Here is an 18492-nt window from a genome sequence, read left to right on the forward strand (position 1 = left end):
ATAATTCCTGTAGGGGATCCCCTCACCGACAATAATTGCCTAAAACCGACAATCTCATAAACCTGCCCCCACCCAACGACAAATCGCTGTTAAAGTTGAGCGCGATATTTCTTAGGAGGCGGGTTTATAGGCTTTCTCGTTTCTATTAGAGATATTGGTGAACCCGCCCCTACAGGATTAATATAGATATAATTCCTGTAGGGGATCCCCTCACCGACAATAATTGCCTAAAACCGACAATCTCATAAACCTGCCCCCACCCAACAACAAATCGCTGTTAAAGTTGAGCGCGATATTTCTTAGGAGTCAAACCGACGATTTTGCAGAAAGTCTTGCTAAAGTGACTTTGGTCGTGAAACCCGACTTGCTCCGAGATATATGTTATTGATAAATCTTGCCTTTTCAACAACTGTTTGGCTTTCTCAATCCGGCACTTGGTGACGTATTGATGGGGCGTGACTCCAATTGATTGTTTGAACAAACGACTGAAATAATAAGGACTAATCTGCACTAAGTTAGCCAGTTCAGCTATGTGCAAATCTCGGTTTAGGTAGTCATTTATGTAGTTAATAACAATCTGCAATTTGACAGGATCGAGACCGCCTTCAAAATCTCGCCTATGCGGTTTTTGTGCACAATAGCGGTGCAGTATGTGCATTGAAAGCGCGTTTTTCAGTGCATCGACATAAAGAGTACCGTTTAATCCACCTGATTCGAGTTCGGTTTTGAGGGCCCAGCCAATGCCGAGAATCAAAGGATCGCTGATTTTCCAGTGCGGTATAATTTCAATGAGGTTTGAATGGGTCGATTCGCCAACTGTTTTGTGGAAGTCGGTAGGGTCGATCGCGATCGCGACAAATTCAGGATCTTCGACTGCACCTGACTGGAAATCAGTACCAGCACCACCAATGAAAATCTCTCCTCTTTGCCACGGTTCGCTACCGTAGTGTTTCCCGTTGAGTATTCCGTTTACTGTAACTGAATTGAGTATCAGCCCAATGTTGTGTTGTTGGAAACAGTGTTCGGGAGTTTCGTCTGCTGGCTGACGGTGATATTCGACGTGAATTCCCTCCCATTTTGTGCCGTGGCTCGACAGGATTGAGGGACTCGGGAGAATCGATTTCATCGCGTCTGGCTGGGCAAAATCAAGAATTAAGGCTTTCTCTGAGGACATAGCTTGCACCTGGGGCAGTTGCTGTTATTCTAGAGCTCTGAAGTTCCCGCAGGTATACAAAAGATAGCCAGCCATTTACATATTCTAGCTCTGTTTGTCAAGGTTCCGCAATAAAAATTAATGGAGTTTGACTCTAGGGCGGTGTAGAGTCGATCGATAGTCGGCTTTTTCATACCAGCCGTTGTGCCTACAATTAATTACTGATAATTCTTAACTTTTAGAGCGATAAATCCCAAATCTAAAATCCAAAATCCAAAATCACCAATCTAAAATCTAAAATCTAAAATCTAAAATCTAAAATCTAAAATAAAATGACGCCCGCTAAAGTTTCCCAGCAGTACAAAAGCACTTTACAGGAAACCCGCAGGCGTCAATATCAAGCAAACTTAAATCTTAGAAAAGACCCAGTGTGAAAGATTTGTCGATCGGGAAAATAGCACCAATACCCAACCACAGAGTTACCGCAGTTCCCAACAGGAAAACTGTAGTAGCAACAGGGCGGCGGAACGGATTTTGAAACTTGTTAACGCTTTCGATGAACGGAATCAAAATCAAGCCAAGGGGAACAGCAGCCATGCAAGCAATACCCAACAATTTGTTAGGCAAAACCCGCAGGAGTTGGAACACAGGCCACAAATACCATTCCGGCAGAATTTCCAGCGGAGTAGCAAAAGGATCAGCCGGTTCTCCAACCAAAGCCGGGTCGAGTACAGCCAAACCGACGCAAAGAGCAAACGTTCCCATGATTACTATAGGGAAAACGTAGAGCAAGTCATTAGGCCAAGCTGGTTCGCCGTAATAGTTGTGACCCATGCCCTTAGCGAGCTTAGCGCGGAGCGCGGGATCGCTCAAATCTGGTTTTTTGATAATAGACATAGTGAGAGTGTTCTCCTTTTAGTTTTACCCGGGCCTGCCATTCCGCTGTATTCGTTAGTCTGAATCAGCGGGGCGATCGCAGGAAGTATTAGCCGTAAATAAATATCTTGAGTGATGAATTCTGAATTTTCAACTCACAATTCAGCGGGGGGGCAAAAAAAATACCGCCCCCACAACTCAAAACTTACAACGGGCCAGAGATACCTTGCTTGCGAATCATCAAGAAGTGAGCCAGCATGAACACTACAATCAGCCAAGGCAACACAAAAGTGTGCAAGCTGTAGTAGCGAGTCAAAGTGCCTTGACCGACGCTGACACCGCCACGCAGCAGTTCAACCATCAAAGAACCGACAAACGGGATGGCTTCGGGGACGCCCGAAACGATTTTAACCGCCCAGTAACCGATTTGATCCCAAGGCAGCGAATAGCCGGTCACGCCGAAAGAAACAGTGATGACTGCCAAGATTACTCCTGTCACCCAGGTTAACTCGCGGGGCTTTTTGAAGCCGCCGGTCAGGTAAACCCGGAAGGTGTGCAAAATCATCATCAGTACCATCATGCTGGCAGACCAGCGGTGGATGGAGCGGATCAGCCAGCCGAAGTTGACTTCATTCATCAGGTATTGCACTGAAGAAAAAGCTTCTGCTACCGTGGGACGGTAATAGAAAGTCATGGCGAAGCCGGTGGCAAACTGGATCAGAAAGCAAACTAAAGTAATTCCGCCCAAGCAGTAGAAAATATTGACGTGCGGGGGTACGTACTTTGTAGTGATGTCATCGGCGAGCGCCTGAATTTCCAGGCGTTCCTCAAACCACTGGTAGGTTTTTGAGTCGGTGATTTGTTTAGAAAACATGGAGCCAGAATTCCTAAAAGAATATTGCTGTGGTTGAGGTTCAGGGCAGCAGCCACAAGGTTTTTTGTCGCCCCGCGCCGAGCAGCTTGCTTTTACTAGCAAATGCCTGAGGCTATTTTTTAAATTTGGAGCTGACGAAAGGAACTCTATTGTGCGATCGCCTGCAAGCCCTGGGAAACTAAGCGGTGGCTTGTCCCTACTCGCTGGCGTTGCCCGATCGAATTCCAGACTGTGATAAAAAATGTAACATAATTGCCGTGCAATTTTCACGCCCCCGATCGCTTTTTGGACACTTAAAAGGCTTTTTTGGGAATCTCAACATCCGCCCAAGCTACTATGCGGGTAGGGCTGAGCTACAGAAAGCAGTCCGAGCCGGAAACCGGTTTGCCGGGAGAGGCCAAATTTCATCTCGATCGTAAAACTTTACCTTTTGGGCCCAAACGCCCTCATTGTCGATCGAGTAACCCGAACCGGCTCGATCGTACAATCGAATCTTGTTTTGTAGTCAGGACTGCAGTCTTTACTAACAAAATCTGCTGGCGGCAACCTGCGTATTTCCGTAAAAAAAGCCGGTGATTGCCCCCATCCGTAAAGTCCTATCACAATTGAAAAGAAAGCAAACTTTCCACAAAAACTGGCAGTATTGGCGAGAAAGGAGTGGGACGCGGCGGTATCGGGAAGGGAATTTCAGGAAGAGACGGGAAGGATGGAAAGTCTCGCGATGGCGGTGTAAATCCAGTCGAAACGATCGCGCAATCGGATAGACTCACATCTGTAACATTTTTAACGTCGGCGATTAAATCCGATCCGACAAATATCCGAGTTCCCCGTGTGATACCGTCATCATAAGATTCAAATCGGTAAGAGAAGAAGTTAGGACCATTACGATCTTGTACGAAACCAACGACTTGAATTTTGTCACCTTCGACCCGGTTAAAATCCTCAATAACGGCATGGCGACCTTCACCGCCATAGAAGAGGTAAGGGCGGGCATTTGACGAACCGAGAACAAATACGTCAGCTTCACTTTGCCCGATTAAATAATCGATTTGTTCTCCTATTGATGAAAAGCTGTAACCCAATATGATGTCCTTACCCGGCCCGCCAATCAGGGTGTCGCTGCCTTCATTTCCCTCAAGCAAATCGTCTCCTGCATTGCCGTTAATGTAGTCATTATCTAAGTCACCTCTTACAGTGTCGTTCCCACTTTCTCCCAACAGGCGATCGTTACCTTTGCCGCCCATTAGCAAGTCGTTGTTGCTGCCACCAAACAAGCGATCGTCTCCATCTCCTCCGATCGCCGTATCATTGCCTTGACCGCCGTAAAGACAGTCATTGCCAGCCCCTCCCAAGATACTGTCGTTATTGTTTTCTCCTCTGATTAAATCAGCGCCTTCGCCACCCTCAAGAAGATCATTCCCAACACCTCCTTCAATTTTGTCATCGCCTTCGCCACCGCTGAGACTGTCGTTACCAGAGTAGCCCAAAAGGCGATCGCTACCGACTCCACCTGCGAGACTATCATTTCCTTCTCCGCCATCTAAAGTGTCATTACCACCCAAACCAGATAGAGTATCATTGCCTCCCAGCCCGCACAGGGAATCATCGCCAATTTCACCGGCTAGCAAATTATCGAAATTGTCACCGCATATAACTACCATAAACTTGTCCTCCTGAAAACTATTTCACAATTACAGTCACTCAATTTTAGATTTTGGCTTCTTCCCGTCCACTCAATTTTGAATTTGGGATTTTGTAAAGATTTTAGTCCTGATATCAAGTCTCTTAGCATCGGAATTATTCCTATCTCTCTTCTCGACATCTGCGTGAATCAGCGTCCATCCCTTGTCCGGGGCGGTTAATACATTCTCTTTTTTTTACCGCAGATGATGGCAGATAAACACAGATTAACGCCGATGAATTAGAGCGATTCCGGTTGCACCATCCGTGATTGTTGAACGAATTTCAGGGACACAGGCAAATCCTGTGTCCCTAATATTTTAAATGAAATTGGCGATGCTAATTTGGTTAGCTGTCACGCCATTGATAGCAGCTAAAATTTCACCAGTTTCTGTCAAGCTGATTAAAGTTGCACTGTTGCTAGGGATAAGAGAAAGTTGCGAGAAGGTTAAATTGTCGGCAAGTGCTAGGAAGTCGATACCGGCTTCAAAATCAAAAATGATATCGCTGCCAGAATTGGCTGAAATTAAGAAGCGATCGCTCCCATTTCCTCCTATCAAACTGTCATCGCCGTTTTCACCGCTGAGAAAATCTGATCCGTTACCGCCGAGGAGAATATCGCTAGCTTGACCGCCGTAAAGACTGTCATTGCCTTCACCTCCACTCAAGCTATCTTGACCGCGATTTCCAAATAGGATATCTTCCCCATTATTGCCGAACAAATTATCGCTTTCTTTGCCCCCGTAAACAGTGTCATTGCTGTCGCCACCGTCGAGGGAATCATTGCCTTGATTGCCGTGTATCCAGTCGTTGCCGCCCAAACCGCTGAGAGTATCATTGCCGCGTTGGCCGGCCATTGTATCGCTGCCGCTGTCGCCGGAGAGGCTGTCGTCGCCGTCAGTACCCGTGAGATTGGAGTTAGCTGCGATCGCATCTATTTCTCCTTCAATCACCGCAACGGCAGGTGTATCGGGCAATGTCGTTTGTTGAATTGTGGTATCTAAGGCAGTACCAGTATTTTCGGCAATAACTTGGGCGATCGATTTCGTACCTGTACCGACTGCTTTTAAGTCTTCAGAGGTTGCGCCTAGGGCTACTTTTTGCACGCGGGCAACTTCTCGGTTAATTGAAGCTGTTGCAGTGTTGGATACAACTTTGTCAATGCGCTGATTTGCTTCGGCCATTACCTTAGCTGCATCCGGGGCAATTTGCAACAATTGCTGAGTGTTTAAATCCGAGTCAAATTGTTGCGCTGCTGTGGTGGCGCGATCGACAATGGTTGCTAACTGGTTGGCATCGCTGAGATTGAGAGTTGTCCCCGATTGAATTTGTTGAACGATCGCACTTACAACTGCTTTTACGGTGTCGGTATTTTCCAGAATCGACGCACCGTCTATTAAAGCAGCAGTTTGGGTAATGACGTTTTGTACCTTGACCATTGCAGTCAAAGTTTCTACTCCACCCGCGATCGCGTTTTCGGTAGCTGCGATCGGATCTAAGTCAGTGATGTCAACATTAGCGGGAATTGAAAGAGCAGATTTGACGAGAGATTCGGCGCGATCGCTCTCAATTCCCTTGTCAATTAAATCTGCTACTAAACTGGTTAACAGGGTGACAACTGTAGCGTAAGGCGGGGCAGTGACAGGCGTTTCCAAAGGCAAACCAGTTGCCGTATCAATGCCACCAAAAGCCACAATATTGCCTTCTTCCGGATCGAGTTCGCCGTTGCGATTTTTGTCAAAATTTTCCAAGGAAATATCGAGTTCGTATTCACCTTTTGGGCCAGTTGTTGCAGAGGGTTCGCTAGCATCAAGTTCGCCATTTTTGTTAGCGTCTAAGAAAACTGTAGCCCCAGCGATGTAGCCGTCAATAACAGAACCTCGACCTCGATTATAAAGATCGAAAAATGCTATATCCGATGCACCAGCAGCATCCCTTGCTGTTACTCGAATCCAGTAGTTGCGGCGCTGCAAGCTATCATCAACCCTGAAAGTGCGACTGGCAGGATCGAAAGTCATGCCAGTTGGTAAGGGGCTAATGCGACTCCAACTTGTCGGGATTGGCGATCGTCCGCCGCTGACATTTCGCCACTCGAAATTGGTGACATTTTCATACCAATCAGCAGTGTAAGTCAGCGTATCGCCCGGATCGGGGTCAGTGAAAGTGTTGTTTTGAAAAGTAAACTGCAATTGAGGACTCGCACCCGGTTGCAAACGCAAACCTTGTTCGCGGAACGGAATGTTTAAAACAGGCGGGCGGTTGACAGGATTGAGAACATTGCGAAGATTTAAACGTCCTCCGCTAACAGTTCTGCCTGCGAGAGAAGGCAACGGGTCAACTGTTGAGAGAATAGAGTTTCTTAGTTGGGCGACAGTCAAGGTTGGATCTTGGGCTAACAGCAACGCCGCCGCACCTGCTACGTGGGGTGCTGCCATTGAAGTTCCGTCATAGAAACCGTAGTTATTACCGGGAACTGTGCTCAAAATGTTTCTTCCGGGCGCACCTAAGTCTACGGTACTGGCTCCAAAATTGGAGAAAAATGCTAGTTGGTCATTGCGATCTGTTGCTGCAACTGAAATAACATTGGGAAGGTCATAGTTAGCTGGGTAAGAAGGTCTGATGTCATTATTAGATCTGTTATTACCTGCTGCTGCCACAAAGAGAACTCCTGCACTGTTAGCTTCACTGATAGCGTCAAATAAAGCTCTAGAGTCAGGAACACTCCAACTAGCATTAATGACATCTGCACCCTTAGTGGTAGCGTAACTAATCCCTCTGGTGATAGAGACTAAATCTGGTGCTATGCGACTGCCAATCTTCAAAGGTATCAAACTAACATTATGGTTAATTCCAGTAACGCCAATGCGGTTATTACCAATTGCACCAATGGTTCCAGCAATGTGGGTTCCGTGACCGAGATCGTCACTTGGATCGTTGTCGTTGTTATAAAGGTCATAGCCGCGAACATCGTCTGTGTAGCCGTTACCGTCGTTGTCAATACCATCGCCAGGAATTTCTCCCGAGTTAGTCCAAATATTGGCTATTAAATCTTCATGGTTGTAGTCTACGCCACTGTCCGTAACTGCAACAATTATCCTTCTGTCACCTGTTTGACTATCCCAAGCTTCCGAGGCATCGATATCAGCATCTGATGTACCTCCCTCTAATCCAGTATTATTTAAACCCCACAGTTCGCTAAATCTGGTATCGTTTGGTATGAAATCATAGGAACCTTGGTAATTCAGTTCTACTGCCTCTACGTTGGGATCTCGAGCTAAGTTTTCTTGAATTTGCAGCAAATCTAATTCTGAAGAAAATTTGACAATTCGCCACCGATCTAATGGACTGGGTGTGAAGTCAAATTGGGAGCTTGATGGTACTAGGTTTTCTAGCGCTATCTCTCCATTAGCTTGAAAATTGCCTAGAAAATCATTGCTTGCACCGGGTCTCAGTTTCACTAAAAGTTCGCCTGGTTTGTATTGTGAACCAGTGACAGGATCGATTGGTGGCAATTGACCGCCGTTATCATTCGATCGATCGTTATCAATAGAGACCGCGATCGCATCTGCTGCATTTAAACCGGAATAATTGCGATCGTTGCTGACAGAAGGTTTGGCAACAATGCTGTAAGTTTTATCACCGTCAACAACCTTGTCATCAACACCAGTTACCGTCACCGTTTGCGTTTGATTCCAATTAGCAAAGTTGAAGTTCAGCGAGGGTGGAGAAACTATGCCTTCTGCTGGATTGGAACTTTCTAAATCAATTCTGACATCAGCAGTTGGCGGAGTATTTAGTTTGACTGTAAATGTTGCTTTACCTCCCGCTTCTGTGGTGACTAATCCTGATGTCGGATCGACAGTAATGCCAGCAGGTATCGTCGGCGGCATGATTACTGGCGGTAGTGGAGTTGGCGTTGGTGGAGTTGGCGTTGGTGGAGTTGGAGTTGGTGTTGGTGGAGTTGGTGTTGGTATTGGCGGTGTTGGTGGAGTTGGTGTTGGTGGAGTTGGTGTTGGTGTGGGTGTTGGTGGAGTTGGTGTTGGTGTTGGTGTTGGCGGTGTTGGTGTCGGTGGAGTTGGTGTTGGTGTTGGTGTTGGCGGTGTTGGTGTCGGTGGTGTTGGTGTCGGTGGTGTTGGCGGTGTTGGTGTTGGCGGTGTTGGTGTTGGCGGTGTTGGTGTTGGTGGAGTTGGTGTTGGCGGAGTTGGTGTCGGTGGTGTTGGCGGTGTTGGTGTTGGCGGTGTTGGTGTTGGCGGTGTTGGTGTTGGCGTAGTTTCGTTATCAGTAATGGCGACAGTAACAGGCCCGATCGCAATTCCGCTATATTTCGCGTCGGTACTTGTTACCGCATGATTGATTGTGCCAGTGTGAGTACCTTCTACAACTGTGTCATCCGTCGCAATCACAGTTACAGTTTGGGCAATATTCCAATTAGCAGCGTCGAAACTAATGGGGGCGATCGCACTTATTTGATTCCCCCCGTCAAAGCTGACTGTTACGGGCGCTGTTGGCTGCGAATTTAGGTTAAGTGTATAACTTCCCGTTGCACCGCCTTCTACTGCTGTGGTACTGGCCGGATTAACGGTAACGCCGACTGTATCGCTGTCGCTGTTAGTAACGCTGACATCCGAGGGATTAAAATTGCTGTAATTGCTGTCTGTACTAACAGCAGCCTCAGTGACAATAGTGTAAGCAATATCGCCGTCAGCGATATTGTCGCCAACACCTGTCACCGTTACCGTCTGCGCCTGATTCCAGTTATTAGGAGTGAAACTTAAGGTATTAGTAGAAACTGTTCCCTCAGCAGGATTGGAACTACTTAAAGCTACGGTAACAGGTGCCGTAGGTTGAGTGTTGAGGACAACACTGAAATTAGCCGTACCTCCCGCTTCTGTTGTCGTTAATCCTGCTGTGGGATTAACGGTAATGCCGGGAGTTTCGTTGTCGCTATTCGTAACGCTGACATCGGCAGCACTTAAATTGCTGTAATTGCTGTCTGTACTAACAGCCGCAGCGGTGACAATATTGTAAGTTTGATTGCCGTCAGCAATATTGTCTTCAACGCCACTAATAGTTACAGTTTGCGGCGCACTCCAATTGGCGGGAGTGAATGTCAGCGAGGGTGTAGAAACTGTGCCCTCGGCAACATTGGAACTGCTTAAGCCAACAGTCACGTTAGCCGTTGGTTGAGAGTTGAGTTGGACAGTAAATGTTGCTGTTCCTCCTGCTTCTGTTGTAATTAATCCGCTATCGGGATTGACGGCAATTCCAGCAGAGTCGTCATTAGTAATAGTAGTTGTCGCACTAGCAGAACCAATTGTTGAGATGCCGCTGGGAAGACCACCATTAGGCAATGTCACGGGATTTGAGAGAGTGACAGTAATAGTTTCGTCTGGTTCAATGCTACCATCACCTAATACATCAAGGGTGACAGTTTTTGATGTTTCTCCCGATGCAAAATTAATAGTTCCATTTGTACTTGTTGCGCCCGAAGTACCGCCGATATTATTGTAATCGCTGCCGTTGGTTGCAGTTCCCCCAATTCCATAATCGACAGTCCCTGCTGAATCAGTACCGCCACTGCGACTAACAGTAAATATCAGCGGATTTGTGCCGGAGTTGCCTTCAGGAACACTACCAGCACTAGCACCAACTGTGTAAATAATCGGATCGTTAGCAGGAATTGTTAGGGTAGTTTGAGGGATTGTACCTGCAAACCCTCCCGGACTCGTACCAAAACTCAAGACAACTGCTTCATCCATTTCTGCAAGGTTGTCGGGTTTAATAGTGACAGCTATATTTTGAGTCGAACTGCCACTACCTGCGGGAAAAGTGAGAGTATTAGTAGAAAGAGTATAATCCGAACCTTGAGTCGCTCGTGAGGTAGCAGGAGGAACGGGCAAGACAGTTGCGATCGGTACAATCAAGTCTGTAAATCGTAAACCGTCTTCGACTGTCACAGGAATATTAACAGTCGCATCTGCGTCTCCTTCAAGACTGCTGTACGCCGAATTACCAAAACTTGCTTTCAATAGCACATTCAACAGAATTGAAACTCTGTTACTGTTGGTATTTGCGACAGCAATATCTGGTCTGGTATCAGAGTTAAAATCTCCAACCGCGAGCGCGCTCGGAGTGGTTCCCCCACTATTATAATTAAACGGCCCGTTAAACGTTCCTTGACCGGTTCCAGTTAAAATTGAAACATTATTAGAACTGGCGTTCGCTACAGCTAAATCGGGTTGACCGTCAGCGTTGAAATCACCAACGGCAATATCATTAGGATCTACCCCAACATTAAAGTTAGCAGGATTGCTAAAAGTGCCTTGACCTGTCCCTGATAAAATTGATACGTTCTGATTGCCTGCATTGGCTACAGCCAGATCGGATCGGCCGTCAGCGTTAAAATCTCCAACTTCGATCGCGCTGGGACTTGTGCCGGTATTCAAGTTGGTTCGATTGCCAAAAGTGCCTTGACCCGTACCGAAAAAAATAGAAACGCTGTTAGCGGGATTCCTGTTAGTGGCAACGACATCTAGATTGTTGTCGCCGTTAAAATCTCCGATCGCGATCGCTAAGGGGCTGATTGCAGTCCCCACATTGTTAAACTCACCAAAAGTTCCTTGATTATTGCCTAAAGCAATAGAAACTTGGTTCTCTTCTGCCACAACTAAGTCAGCGAAGGTGTCTTGATTAAAATCTCCCGCAGCGATCGCCTGTTTAGTTCTCCCAGGGCCAAAGTTGTTAGGATTGCTAAAGTTGCCTTGCCCTGTTCCTAAAAAGACATAAACCCCTCCTCCTATATCGCCGCCAATTGCTACCGATACAGCTAAATCGGGAAGCGAATCCCCATTAAAATTGCCTGCAACAATACCGCTGGGAGATCCTGCACTCCCCAAGGTCAAGTTAGTAGCTGTTCCAAAATTACCTTGACCTGTTCCCAACAAGATCGAAACACTGTCAGAACCTCTGTTAGCTACGGCTAAATCGAGACGACCATCTCCGTTAAAGTCCCGGCTAACAATAGCTGTAGGGAAAGTTCCTGTTGTCAAGCCAGTAGGTGTTTGTTTAAACGTATTCAGAACGTGGCCGTAAGCTGCGATCGCTTCTGGCCGAAATGCAAGGCCAGCTTTAATTGTCCCCGCTGTCACTGTTAATTCCCAGTCGCCGCCTTTTGCCGCACAACCTGTCAGATTCTCAGAAGCAGCAACACTTGCCCCTGTTAGCTGACGCAGGCTGTTTACAAATGCTTTGCCTATATTTCCTTGGCCAACATTGCAGCCGTAGATCATAATTTCGGCATTTGGTGTCAGCGATCGCGCCCATGCTTGGACTGCTTGCACGAAATTACCCGCGCGATAGCTCAAATTTTCCCAACTCAATTCAACGTTCCCCAGTTGCACGCAACCGGGTTGCCCGTGGGCAATAATGTGAATTATTGAAAATTTATTTCCCTGCAAAGCTTCGGCAATTTGTTCCAGGCCGTTGCGGTTAGTTTCTAATTTAATTACTTCGGTTTCAGGGATAACGCCGTCGATTAAGGTTTGAGGGTCGGGGACGGCAGCATCGATAAATGCGATCGCTTTTGAGGAAAGCTGAGTCATTGACTTTAGGGAAACAGCCGTTGGGGCGATCCCTAAGTCTGGGATGTTTAAGTCTGGGATGTTATCATTATTACAGTTTTCGGCAGTGAGGGGTTGGGGACTTGGGCCTGCAGGAAAGTTGGTACCGGTACTGAAAGTAGACATGATTAATTTACCTAGCTGATACTTCTGGTTTATGCGATGCCAGCAAGTGTACAAAAGCACTAGCTCTGCTGTATTGTAAATTCTTGCGGAAAACTTGCGAAAAATATAATTTTCTTGCGGAATTTACCCCTATTTGATGAAGAATTGTAACAGCGCCGACGGGCTGGGGTTTTTATACGACAAAACTTACGCCTAAATACCAAAGAAACCGGGTTTTGTACCAAAATACACAGGTTTCCCGATCGGGTAAAAAACCCGGTTTCTGAATCCCCGCAAGCCCTAGGCAAAAATACTTGGCAACTACAAACTGCTTTTAATGTGACTGAGGCTTGAGTTTTGTTAAAGCCGATCGCGATATTGCTTAGGAGTCAAACCGACAATTTTGCAGAATGTCTTGCTAAAGTGACTTTGGTCGTGAAATCCGACTTGCTGGGAGATATATTTTATTGATAACTTCGGTTTTTTCAACAACTGTTTTGCTTTTTCAATTCGGCACTGGGTCACGTACTGATGGGGGGTGAATCCAGTCGATTGTTTAAACATACGGCTGAAATGATAAGAACTAATTTTAACTAAATTAGCAAGTTCACTTAAGTGCAAATCTCGGTTTATGAATTCATTAATGTAGTGAATAACTAGCTGCAATTGGCCGGGGTCAAGACCGCCTCCAACATCTCGCAGGTTCGGTTTTTTCGCGCCATAGCGGTGCAGTATGTGCAGTGAAAGCGCGTTTTTCAGTGCATCGACATAAAGAGTACCGTTTAATCCGCCTGATTCCAGTTCGGTTTTGAGAGCCCAGGCAATTCCGTGAACCAACGGATCGCGGGTTTGCCATTGCGGTATAATTTCAATGGAATTTGAATTGAGCGATTCGCCAACTGTATTGTCGAAGTCGGTAGGTTCAAGAGCGATCGCCATAAATTCATAGTCTGCGGCTGCAACTGACTGGAAATAAGTACCAGCAGCAGCGATGAACATCTGCCCACTTTGCCACGATTCGCTACCGCAGTTTTTCCCGTTCACTGTTCCTTTTAGTGTGGCTGAATTGAGCATCAAGCCAACCGTGTGCTGTTCGAGACAGTGTTCGGGACATTCGTTTGGCGGCTGAGAGTGATATTCGACATGAATTCCTTGCCACTTTGTGCCGTGACTCGACAGGATTGCGGGGCGCGGGAGAATCACTTTCATCCCGTCTGTCTTGGCAAAATCAAGAATTAATGGTTTCTGTGGGGACATAACTGGCACCGACTGGACGAGTTGCTATTTTGTAGTTGACAACTCCTCGCCGTTCTACGGCGAGGATTCTTCTAAGCATCCGAGTGCCTTCGGGACTGACCGTCGGGAAACAAATCTGAGTTAAATCTGCAACAGCGTTCCGAGCGTACAAACGTAAAATACATAAAATGTAATACTTACTGGTATTTTACAGAAAAATCATGCACAGACGAGTTTTCCAGATTGCTATTGTACTTTGCCTCCAAGTCGTCCTAGTTCTAGGTGGGTGGGCGCAGCCTGCGGCGGCGCTGACTCCTGAACAGCAGCTATTGAGCGAAGCTTGGCGAATTGTCAATCGCTCTTATGTGGACGACAGTTTCAACTCTCAAAACTGGTGGTCGATTCGCCAAAAAGCTGTCAAGCAACCGCTTAACGACAGACAGCAGACTTACACGGCGATTCAGGGGATGCTGGCGAATCTCGACGACCCCTTCACTCGACTGCTGAAACCCGAACAGTACCGCAGTTTGCAGGTCAACACTTCGGGAGAATTGACGGGTGTGGGGCTGCAAATTGCGATCGACCCCCAGACAAATACCCTGACAGTGGTGGCTCCTTTGGCCGGCTCACCGGCAGATAAAGCTGGTATCCAACCCCTCGATCGCATTCTGAAAATTGACGGCACTCCTACCTCAGAATTGAGCCTAGACGAAGCAGCAACTCGAATGCGCGGCCGCATCGGCACTCCCGTTACCTTGACCTTGGGGCGCGAGGGAAGGGACGTTGCTGAGGACATTGAGCTAGTGCGCGATCGCATTGCTCTGAATCCGGTTTACGCCGAATTGCAGTCGGGGTCAGAGAATTTGCCGGTGGGCTACATTCGCTTGAGTCAATTTAGCGCTAACGCCACTGAAGAAGTCGCTCACGCGATCGACCGCTTGGAAAAACAAGGAGCCGCCGCTTACATTCTCGATCTACGAAACAACCCGGGCGGACTGCTGCAAGCGGGGATTGAAATTGCCCGCCTGTGGCTCGATTCCGGGACGATCGTCTACACGGTGAACAGACAAGGCATTCTCGGCAGTTTTGAAGCCTCTGGACAAGCCCTAACTAACGATCCGCTGATTGTTTTGGTGAACAAGGGAACTGCCAGTGCTAGCGAAATTTTGGCGGGTGCGCTGCAAGATAACGGCAGAGCTCAACTGGTAGGAGAAAAGACTTTTGGCAAAGGGCTGATTCAGTCGCTGTTTGATTTGTCTGACGGTTCCGGGTTAGCCGTGACTGTTGCTAAGTACGAGACACCGAACCATAAAGATATTAACAAGCTGGGGATTTCGCCCGATCGCGTAGTGCCTTTGGAACCCATCGCGCGCGATCAAATCGGCACCGCAGCAGACTTGCAATATCAAGCTGCACTGCAACTACTGAAAGAAAAAACCGTGCTGGCCAAGTCAGTATAAGCCTGAGTTGGAAGTTTTGAGATTGCAATAGGTGACAATACGCAGGTCTGTCTGTCTCTGCGTTTGCTTCGCCACGACAGACAAGAATCATCAAAAAAACTCTTTTATTTAAAAGTGATATCAAGTCCGACAGATTCATCTGTCATTCTTCGCTGTGCGAACCAATGACATACAAGAATGATGCACATCGGACGTGATATCAAAACCCAAAACAGCCCTTCCCTTAAGGTTGGGGGGTTGATTCCTCGGCGTCAGGCACCTCGGCTTCTTGCAAAATCACCGGACGCTGCTGCGGGTCAGCTTGGTTGCTTTGCTCTTGCATCACAGTTTTAGCAAGACTGGGGTCAAAGTAGCGGTTAAAATCCGATCGCGACTGATTTACTCGCCCTTGGGTAAGATTGACTTCAGCTTGGATTTCGTGCAATTTTTCTTGCACCGCCCGGTAGTGAGGCCAAAGCTGAACCAAAGCAGAAGTGGCACAGACTGAAAGTACAATGTTGACTGCGAATTTGACTCCTGTTTCGGCCGCGAGGGTTTGGTGAGGGTAGGAACGCTGGCGGCTGCTGCTGCGACGAGGAGTAACCCGAGGGGAGTTTTTTACAGGACGCAGTGGGGTAACGGTGGGTTGAATCGCTTGCATAATTTTTTTCAAATACCTGAGACTGACGTTTTAGAGTTCACAAGAGCAAATTCTGAGCTTAACGCACACTCGCCGCTGTTTGTCAGGGTGCTAACAGCCAAAATTGTTGAGACAAAGGTGACGGCTTAAGACGGAATTTTCCCATAAAAATGCCTGCCCTTGCAGTCTCGTCTTGCGGAACACAAACAATCTACTGCACTGGGGCAGCAATTGTCTGTAATGCGAGAGATTTAACTGGTCAGGCAGGCGTTTTGCGGTTCGCGGCTGGTGCCTGGAAACTACTTGTACAGTTCAGTTGACAACCGGAAAGCCATGATTCCGGGAATCAAAGCAATTACGAGCGCTACGTAGACTTGGGTATCTGTTAAAGACATATTCGCAAAACTCCTTTTCGCGGGGACGAGCTTTCACTAATTTGAGACAAATTGGCGCTTTTGGGAATCATTTGTTACAACTTGCAACACAAATGCTGCCTCCGGGGAGGAGTGGGGCAGTAGCGCAGTGGCGCAGTGGCGCTGTTTTTGAGTGTCGGAGGGGGAGAATTTTTCCTTGTTTCCTGGGACTGCTTCCTTCGGACGTTGTTGGGACGATCGCCTCGCACAGAACTACCGCGTTAGGTTAAGATTTAACTAATGCGAATGGGAAGTCTTGCGCTCTACCGAAGGTGAGCGTCGGGATGAAAACGCAGCCCGAAAATAAATTGAGCGAGAGCGAATCAATATCCTTTTTGTGCGCTATGATAATTTTATCGGTATTCTGCAACCTTGATAAATGTATAAAGCTTACAAGTACAGAATTTATCCCACAGATGAGCAAGATGTCTTGCTTGCAAAGTCTTTTGGCTGTGCGAGATGGTTCTGGAACTATGCTTTGAATCTATGTCAAGAAACTTACAAGAATACTGGCAAAGGACTATCTAGGGCATACATACAAGGCTTGCTCCCTGCACTCAAAAAAGAATACGAATGGTTAAAAGAACCTTATTCTCAATGCTTGCAGGTGGTTGCATTGAATTTATCTACTGCCTACAAAAACTTCTTTGACAAGATGGCGATGCTGCCCAAGTTCAAAGCCAAGCATGGCAGGCAGTCGATCGGCTACCCTCAAAATGTCAAATTCGACGGTGACTATATCAACCTACCTAAGATTGGTTTAGTTTTCTGTCGGCGACATCGTGATTTTGAGGGCGATATCAAGACCGTTACCGTATCTCGCAACCCGGACGGTAAACATTTTGTTTCTGTTTTGATTGACGATGGGAAAGAACAGCCTGAGTTAGTCCCAGCAGATAAAGCTATTGGCATTGACGTAGGGTTAACTCATTTTGCGATTACCAGTGATGGTTCTAAGTTCGGCAATCCCAAGTATTTCGTCAAACGTCAACGAAACTTAAAACGTAAACAACAAAAGCTCGATCGCAAAAAGAAAGGCAGTCAAAACAGGAAAAAGGCAAGACGGGCGGTGGCAAAAGTTCACTCCAAGATTGCCCGATGCCGGGAAGATTTTCTACAAAAGCTATCCCGCAAGATAGTTAACGAAAACCAAGTTATTGCAGTAGAAAATCTCAATATCAAAGGCATGGTCAAGAATCATAATTTAGCCAAAGCCATTAGTGATGTTGGCTGGGGTATGTTCTGCACAATGCTTAAGTACAAGGCCCAAAGTGAAGGTAAACAATACATTGAGATCGATCGATGGTTTCCTAGCTCAAAAACTTGTCATGCCTGCCTAAATCAAGTTGAGCATCTCACTCTTGATGTTAGGGCATGGACTTGTAAACATTGTGGTACTCATCATGACCGTGATGTAAATGCAGCCCTCAACATTAGAAATGAAGCCTTGCGGATTTTGGCGTTAGGAACTAGCGCTTCTGCCTGTGGAGGGGATGTAAGTCGATCTGGCAAAACTTCGGTTTTGTTGGACGCGCCGCCCCGTTGAATCAGGAAGCCAGCGCTGTACCAATGAAGTGGTCAGCGTCTGGTAGTTCACGTGAAGGTGACACTAATGTTAGACAGAGCGGGTAATTTGCGCTGCGCTCGACCCTTGCCAATTTTAGGTGCACAAAATAGTTAATGCTAGATCAATTTCTCGACGCTTCACCCAATTTTGGAGTTGACGGCTTTTTATTATTGTTGGTTTTGGTGGCTTTGGAGGCTGTACTTTCGGCTGACAACGCGATCGCCCTGGCGTCTATTTCTAAAGGTTTAGAAGATGCCAAGGATCAGCAAAGAGCTCTCAACTTGGGTTTGATAATTGCTTTTGTACTGCGGATAGCCCTAATTTTAACTGCTACTTGGGTGATCCAATACTGGCAGTTTGAGCTGCTTGGTGCTCTCTACCTGCTGTGGCTTGTTTTCCAACATTTTACTTCAGAGACAGACTCCGAAGGAGAACATCACGGGCCCAGATTTGCGACTGTGTGGCAAGCAATTCCCATGATTGCTTTTACGGATTTAGCGTTTTCATTGGATAGCGTTACTACTGCGATCGCTGTTTCTGACAACACTTTTATCGTCGTAACAGGCGCTACTATTGGAATTATTGCCCTGCGATTCATGGCCGGATTGTTCATCCGCTGGCTGGATGAATTCGTTCACCTAGAAAGTGCTGGTTACATCACAGTTGGGTTCGTGGGAATGCGATTGTTGGTGAAAGTAATTAATCCCGATTTAGTTCCTCCGCAATGGCTGCTAGTTTCCAGTATCGTGTTGATGTTTGTCTGGGGATTTTCTAAGCGTAATCCTGAGTCAGTCGAGATTGCAAAATCTCTAGAAATGGCTCTCACTCAGCCGGATTCAGAAGTTGCTGTGCGAGAATCGCAAGGACAGAAGTCCGAAAATTAACATACT

11 protein-coding genes are annotated in these 18492 nt (G+C 46.9%); 3 read left to right on the plus strand and 8 right to left on the minus strand.

The features are described 5' to 3' along the window. Positions 1–277: 277 nt before the first annotated feature. The 6 genes from QUB16_RS12400 to QUB16_RS12425 all read right to left on the minus strand — a co-directional run bounded on the left by QUB16_RS12400 (position 278) and on the right by QUB16_RS12425 (position 13564). The gene (locus QUB16_RS12400; protein WP_333316368.1) at positions 278–1174 is read right to left on the minus strand and encodes an AraC family transcriptional regulator; all 897 of its coding nucleotides are present in this window, start codon (positions 1172–1174) and stop codon (positions 278–280) included. Between the two features lie 393 nt (positions 1175–1567). Beyond that, positions 1568–2050 carry a cytochrome b6-f complex subunit IV gene (gene petD, locus QUB16_RS12405; RefSeq protein WP_333316370.1) on the minus strand — a complete coding sequence of 161 codons (483 nt, stop codon included), beginning with the start codon at positions 2048–2050 and terminating at the stop codon, positions 1568–1570. A gap of 184 nt (positions 2051–2234) precedes the next feature. Further along, positions 2235–2903, minus strand: coding sequence for a cytochrome b6 (gene petB, locus QUB16_RS12410; protein WP_172190423.1), 669 nt, complete (start codon positions 2901–2903; stop codon positions 2235–2237). Positions 2904–3502: 599 nt separating this feature from the next. Then, positions 3503–4564 (minus strand): calcium-binding protein, encoded by a 1062-nt coding sequence (locus QUB16_RS12415; RefSeq protein WP_333316372.1) that lies wholly within the window; start codon positions 4562–4564, stop codon positions 3503–3505. 339 nt (positions 4565–4903) lie between these two features. Continuing rightward, positions 4904–12328: a S8 family serine peptidase gene (locus QUB16_RS12420; protein ID WP_333316374.1), complete on the minus strand. Its 7425-nt coding sequence runs from the start codon at positions 12326–12328 to the stop codon at positions 4904–4906. Positions 12329–12667: 339 nt separating this feature from the next. Beyond that, on the minus strand, positions 12668–13564 hold the full coding sequence (locus tag QUB16_RS12425) for an AraC family transcriptional regulator (RefSeq protein ID WP_333316376.1): 897 nt from the start codon (positions 13562–13564) through the stop codon (positions 12668–12670). A 200-nt stretch (positions 13565–13764) separates the two neighbouring features. On the opposite strand from QUB16_RS12425, the gene ctpA reads away from it, so the two are divergent. Beyond that, entirely contained in the window at positions 13765–15003 is a 1239-nt protein-coding gene (ctpA, locus tag QUB16_RS12430; RefSeq protein WP_333316378.1) for a carboxyl-terminal processing protease CtpA, read from the plus strand. A 223-nt stretch (positions 15004–15226) separates the two neighbouring features. Here the strand turns inward: ctpA and QUB16_RS12435 are convergent, their stop codons facing one another. Next, a complete protein-coding gene (locus QUB16_RS12435; RefSeq protein WP_333280242.1) occupies positions 15227–15643 on the minus strand; it encodes a slr1601 family putative cell division protein in 417 nt (138 codons plus the stop codon). 278 nt (positions 15644–15921) lie between these two features. Next, the gene (gene psaM, locus QUB16_RS12440) at positions 15922–16017 is read right to left on the minus strand and encodes a photosystem I reaction center subunit XII (protein ID WP_190660159.1); all 96 of its coding nucleotides are present in this window, start codon (positions 16015–16017) and stop codon (positions 15922–15924) included. 397 nt (positions 16018–16414) lie between these two features. Between psaM and QUB16_RS12445 the strand changes: the two genes are divergently transcribed. Together QUB16_RS12445 and QUB16_RS12450 are read left to right on the plus strand one after the other, a co-directional pair. Continuing rightward, on the plus strand, positions 16415–17581 hold the full coding sequence (locus tag QUB16_RS12445; RefSeq protein WP_333316380.1) for an RNA-guided endonuclease TnpB family protein: 1167 nt from the start codon (positions 16415–16417) through the stop codon (positions 17579–17581). Between the two features lie 134 nt (positions 17582–17715). Beyond that, positions 17716–18486 (plus strand): TerC family protein, encoded by a 771-nt coding sequence (locus QUB16_RS12450; RefSeq protein WP_333316381.1) that lies wholly within the window; start codon positions 17716–17718, stop codon positions 18484–18486. The last annotated feature ends 6 nt before the right edge of the window (positions 18487–18492 follow it).

Origin of the sequence: Microcoleus sp. D3_18a_C4, from assembly GCF_036702415.1 — a bacterium.
Lineage (GTDB): Bacteria > Cyanobacteriota > Cyanobacteriia > Cyanobacteriales > Microcoleaceae > Microcoleus.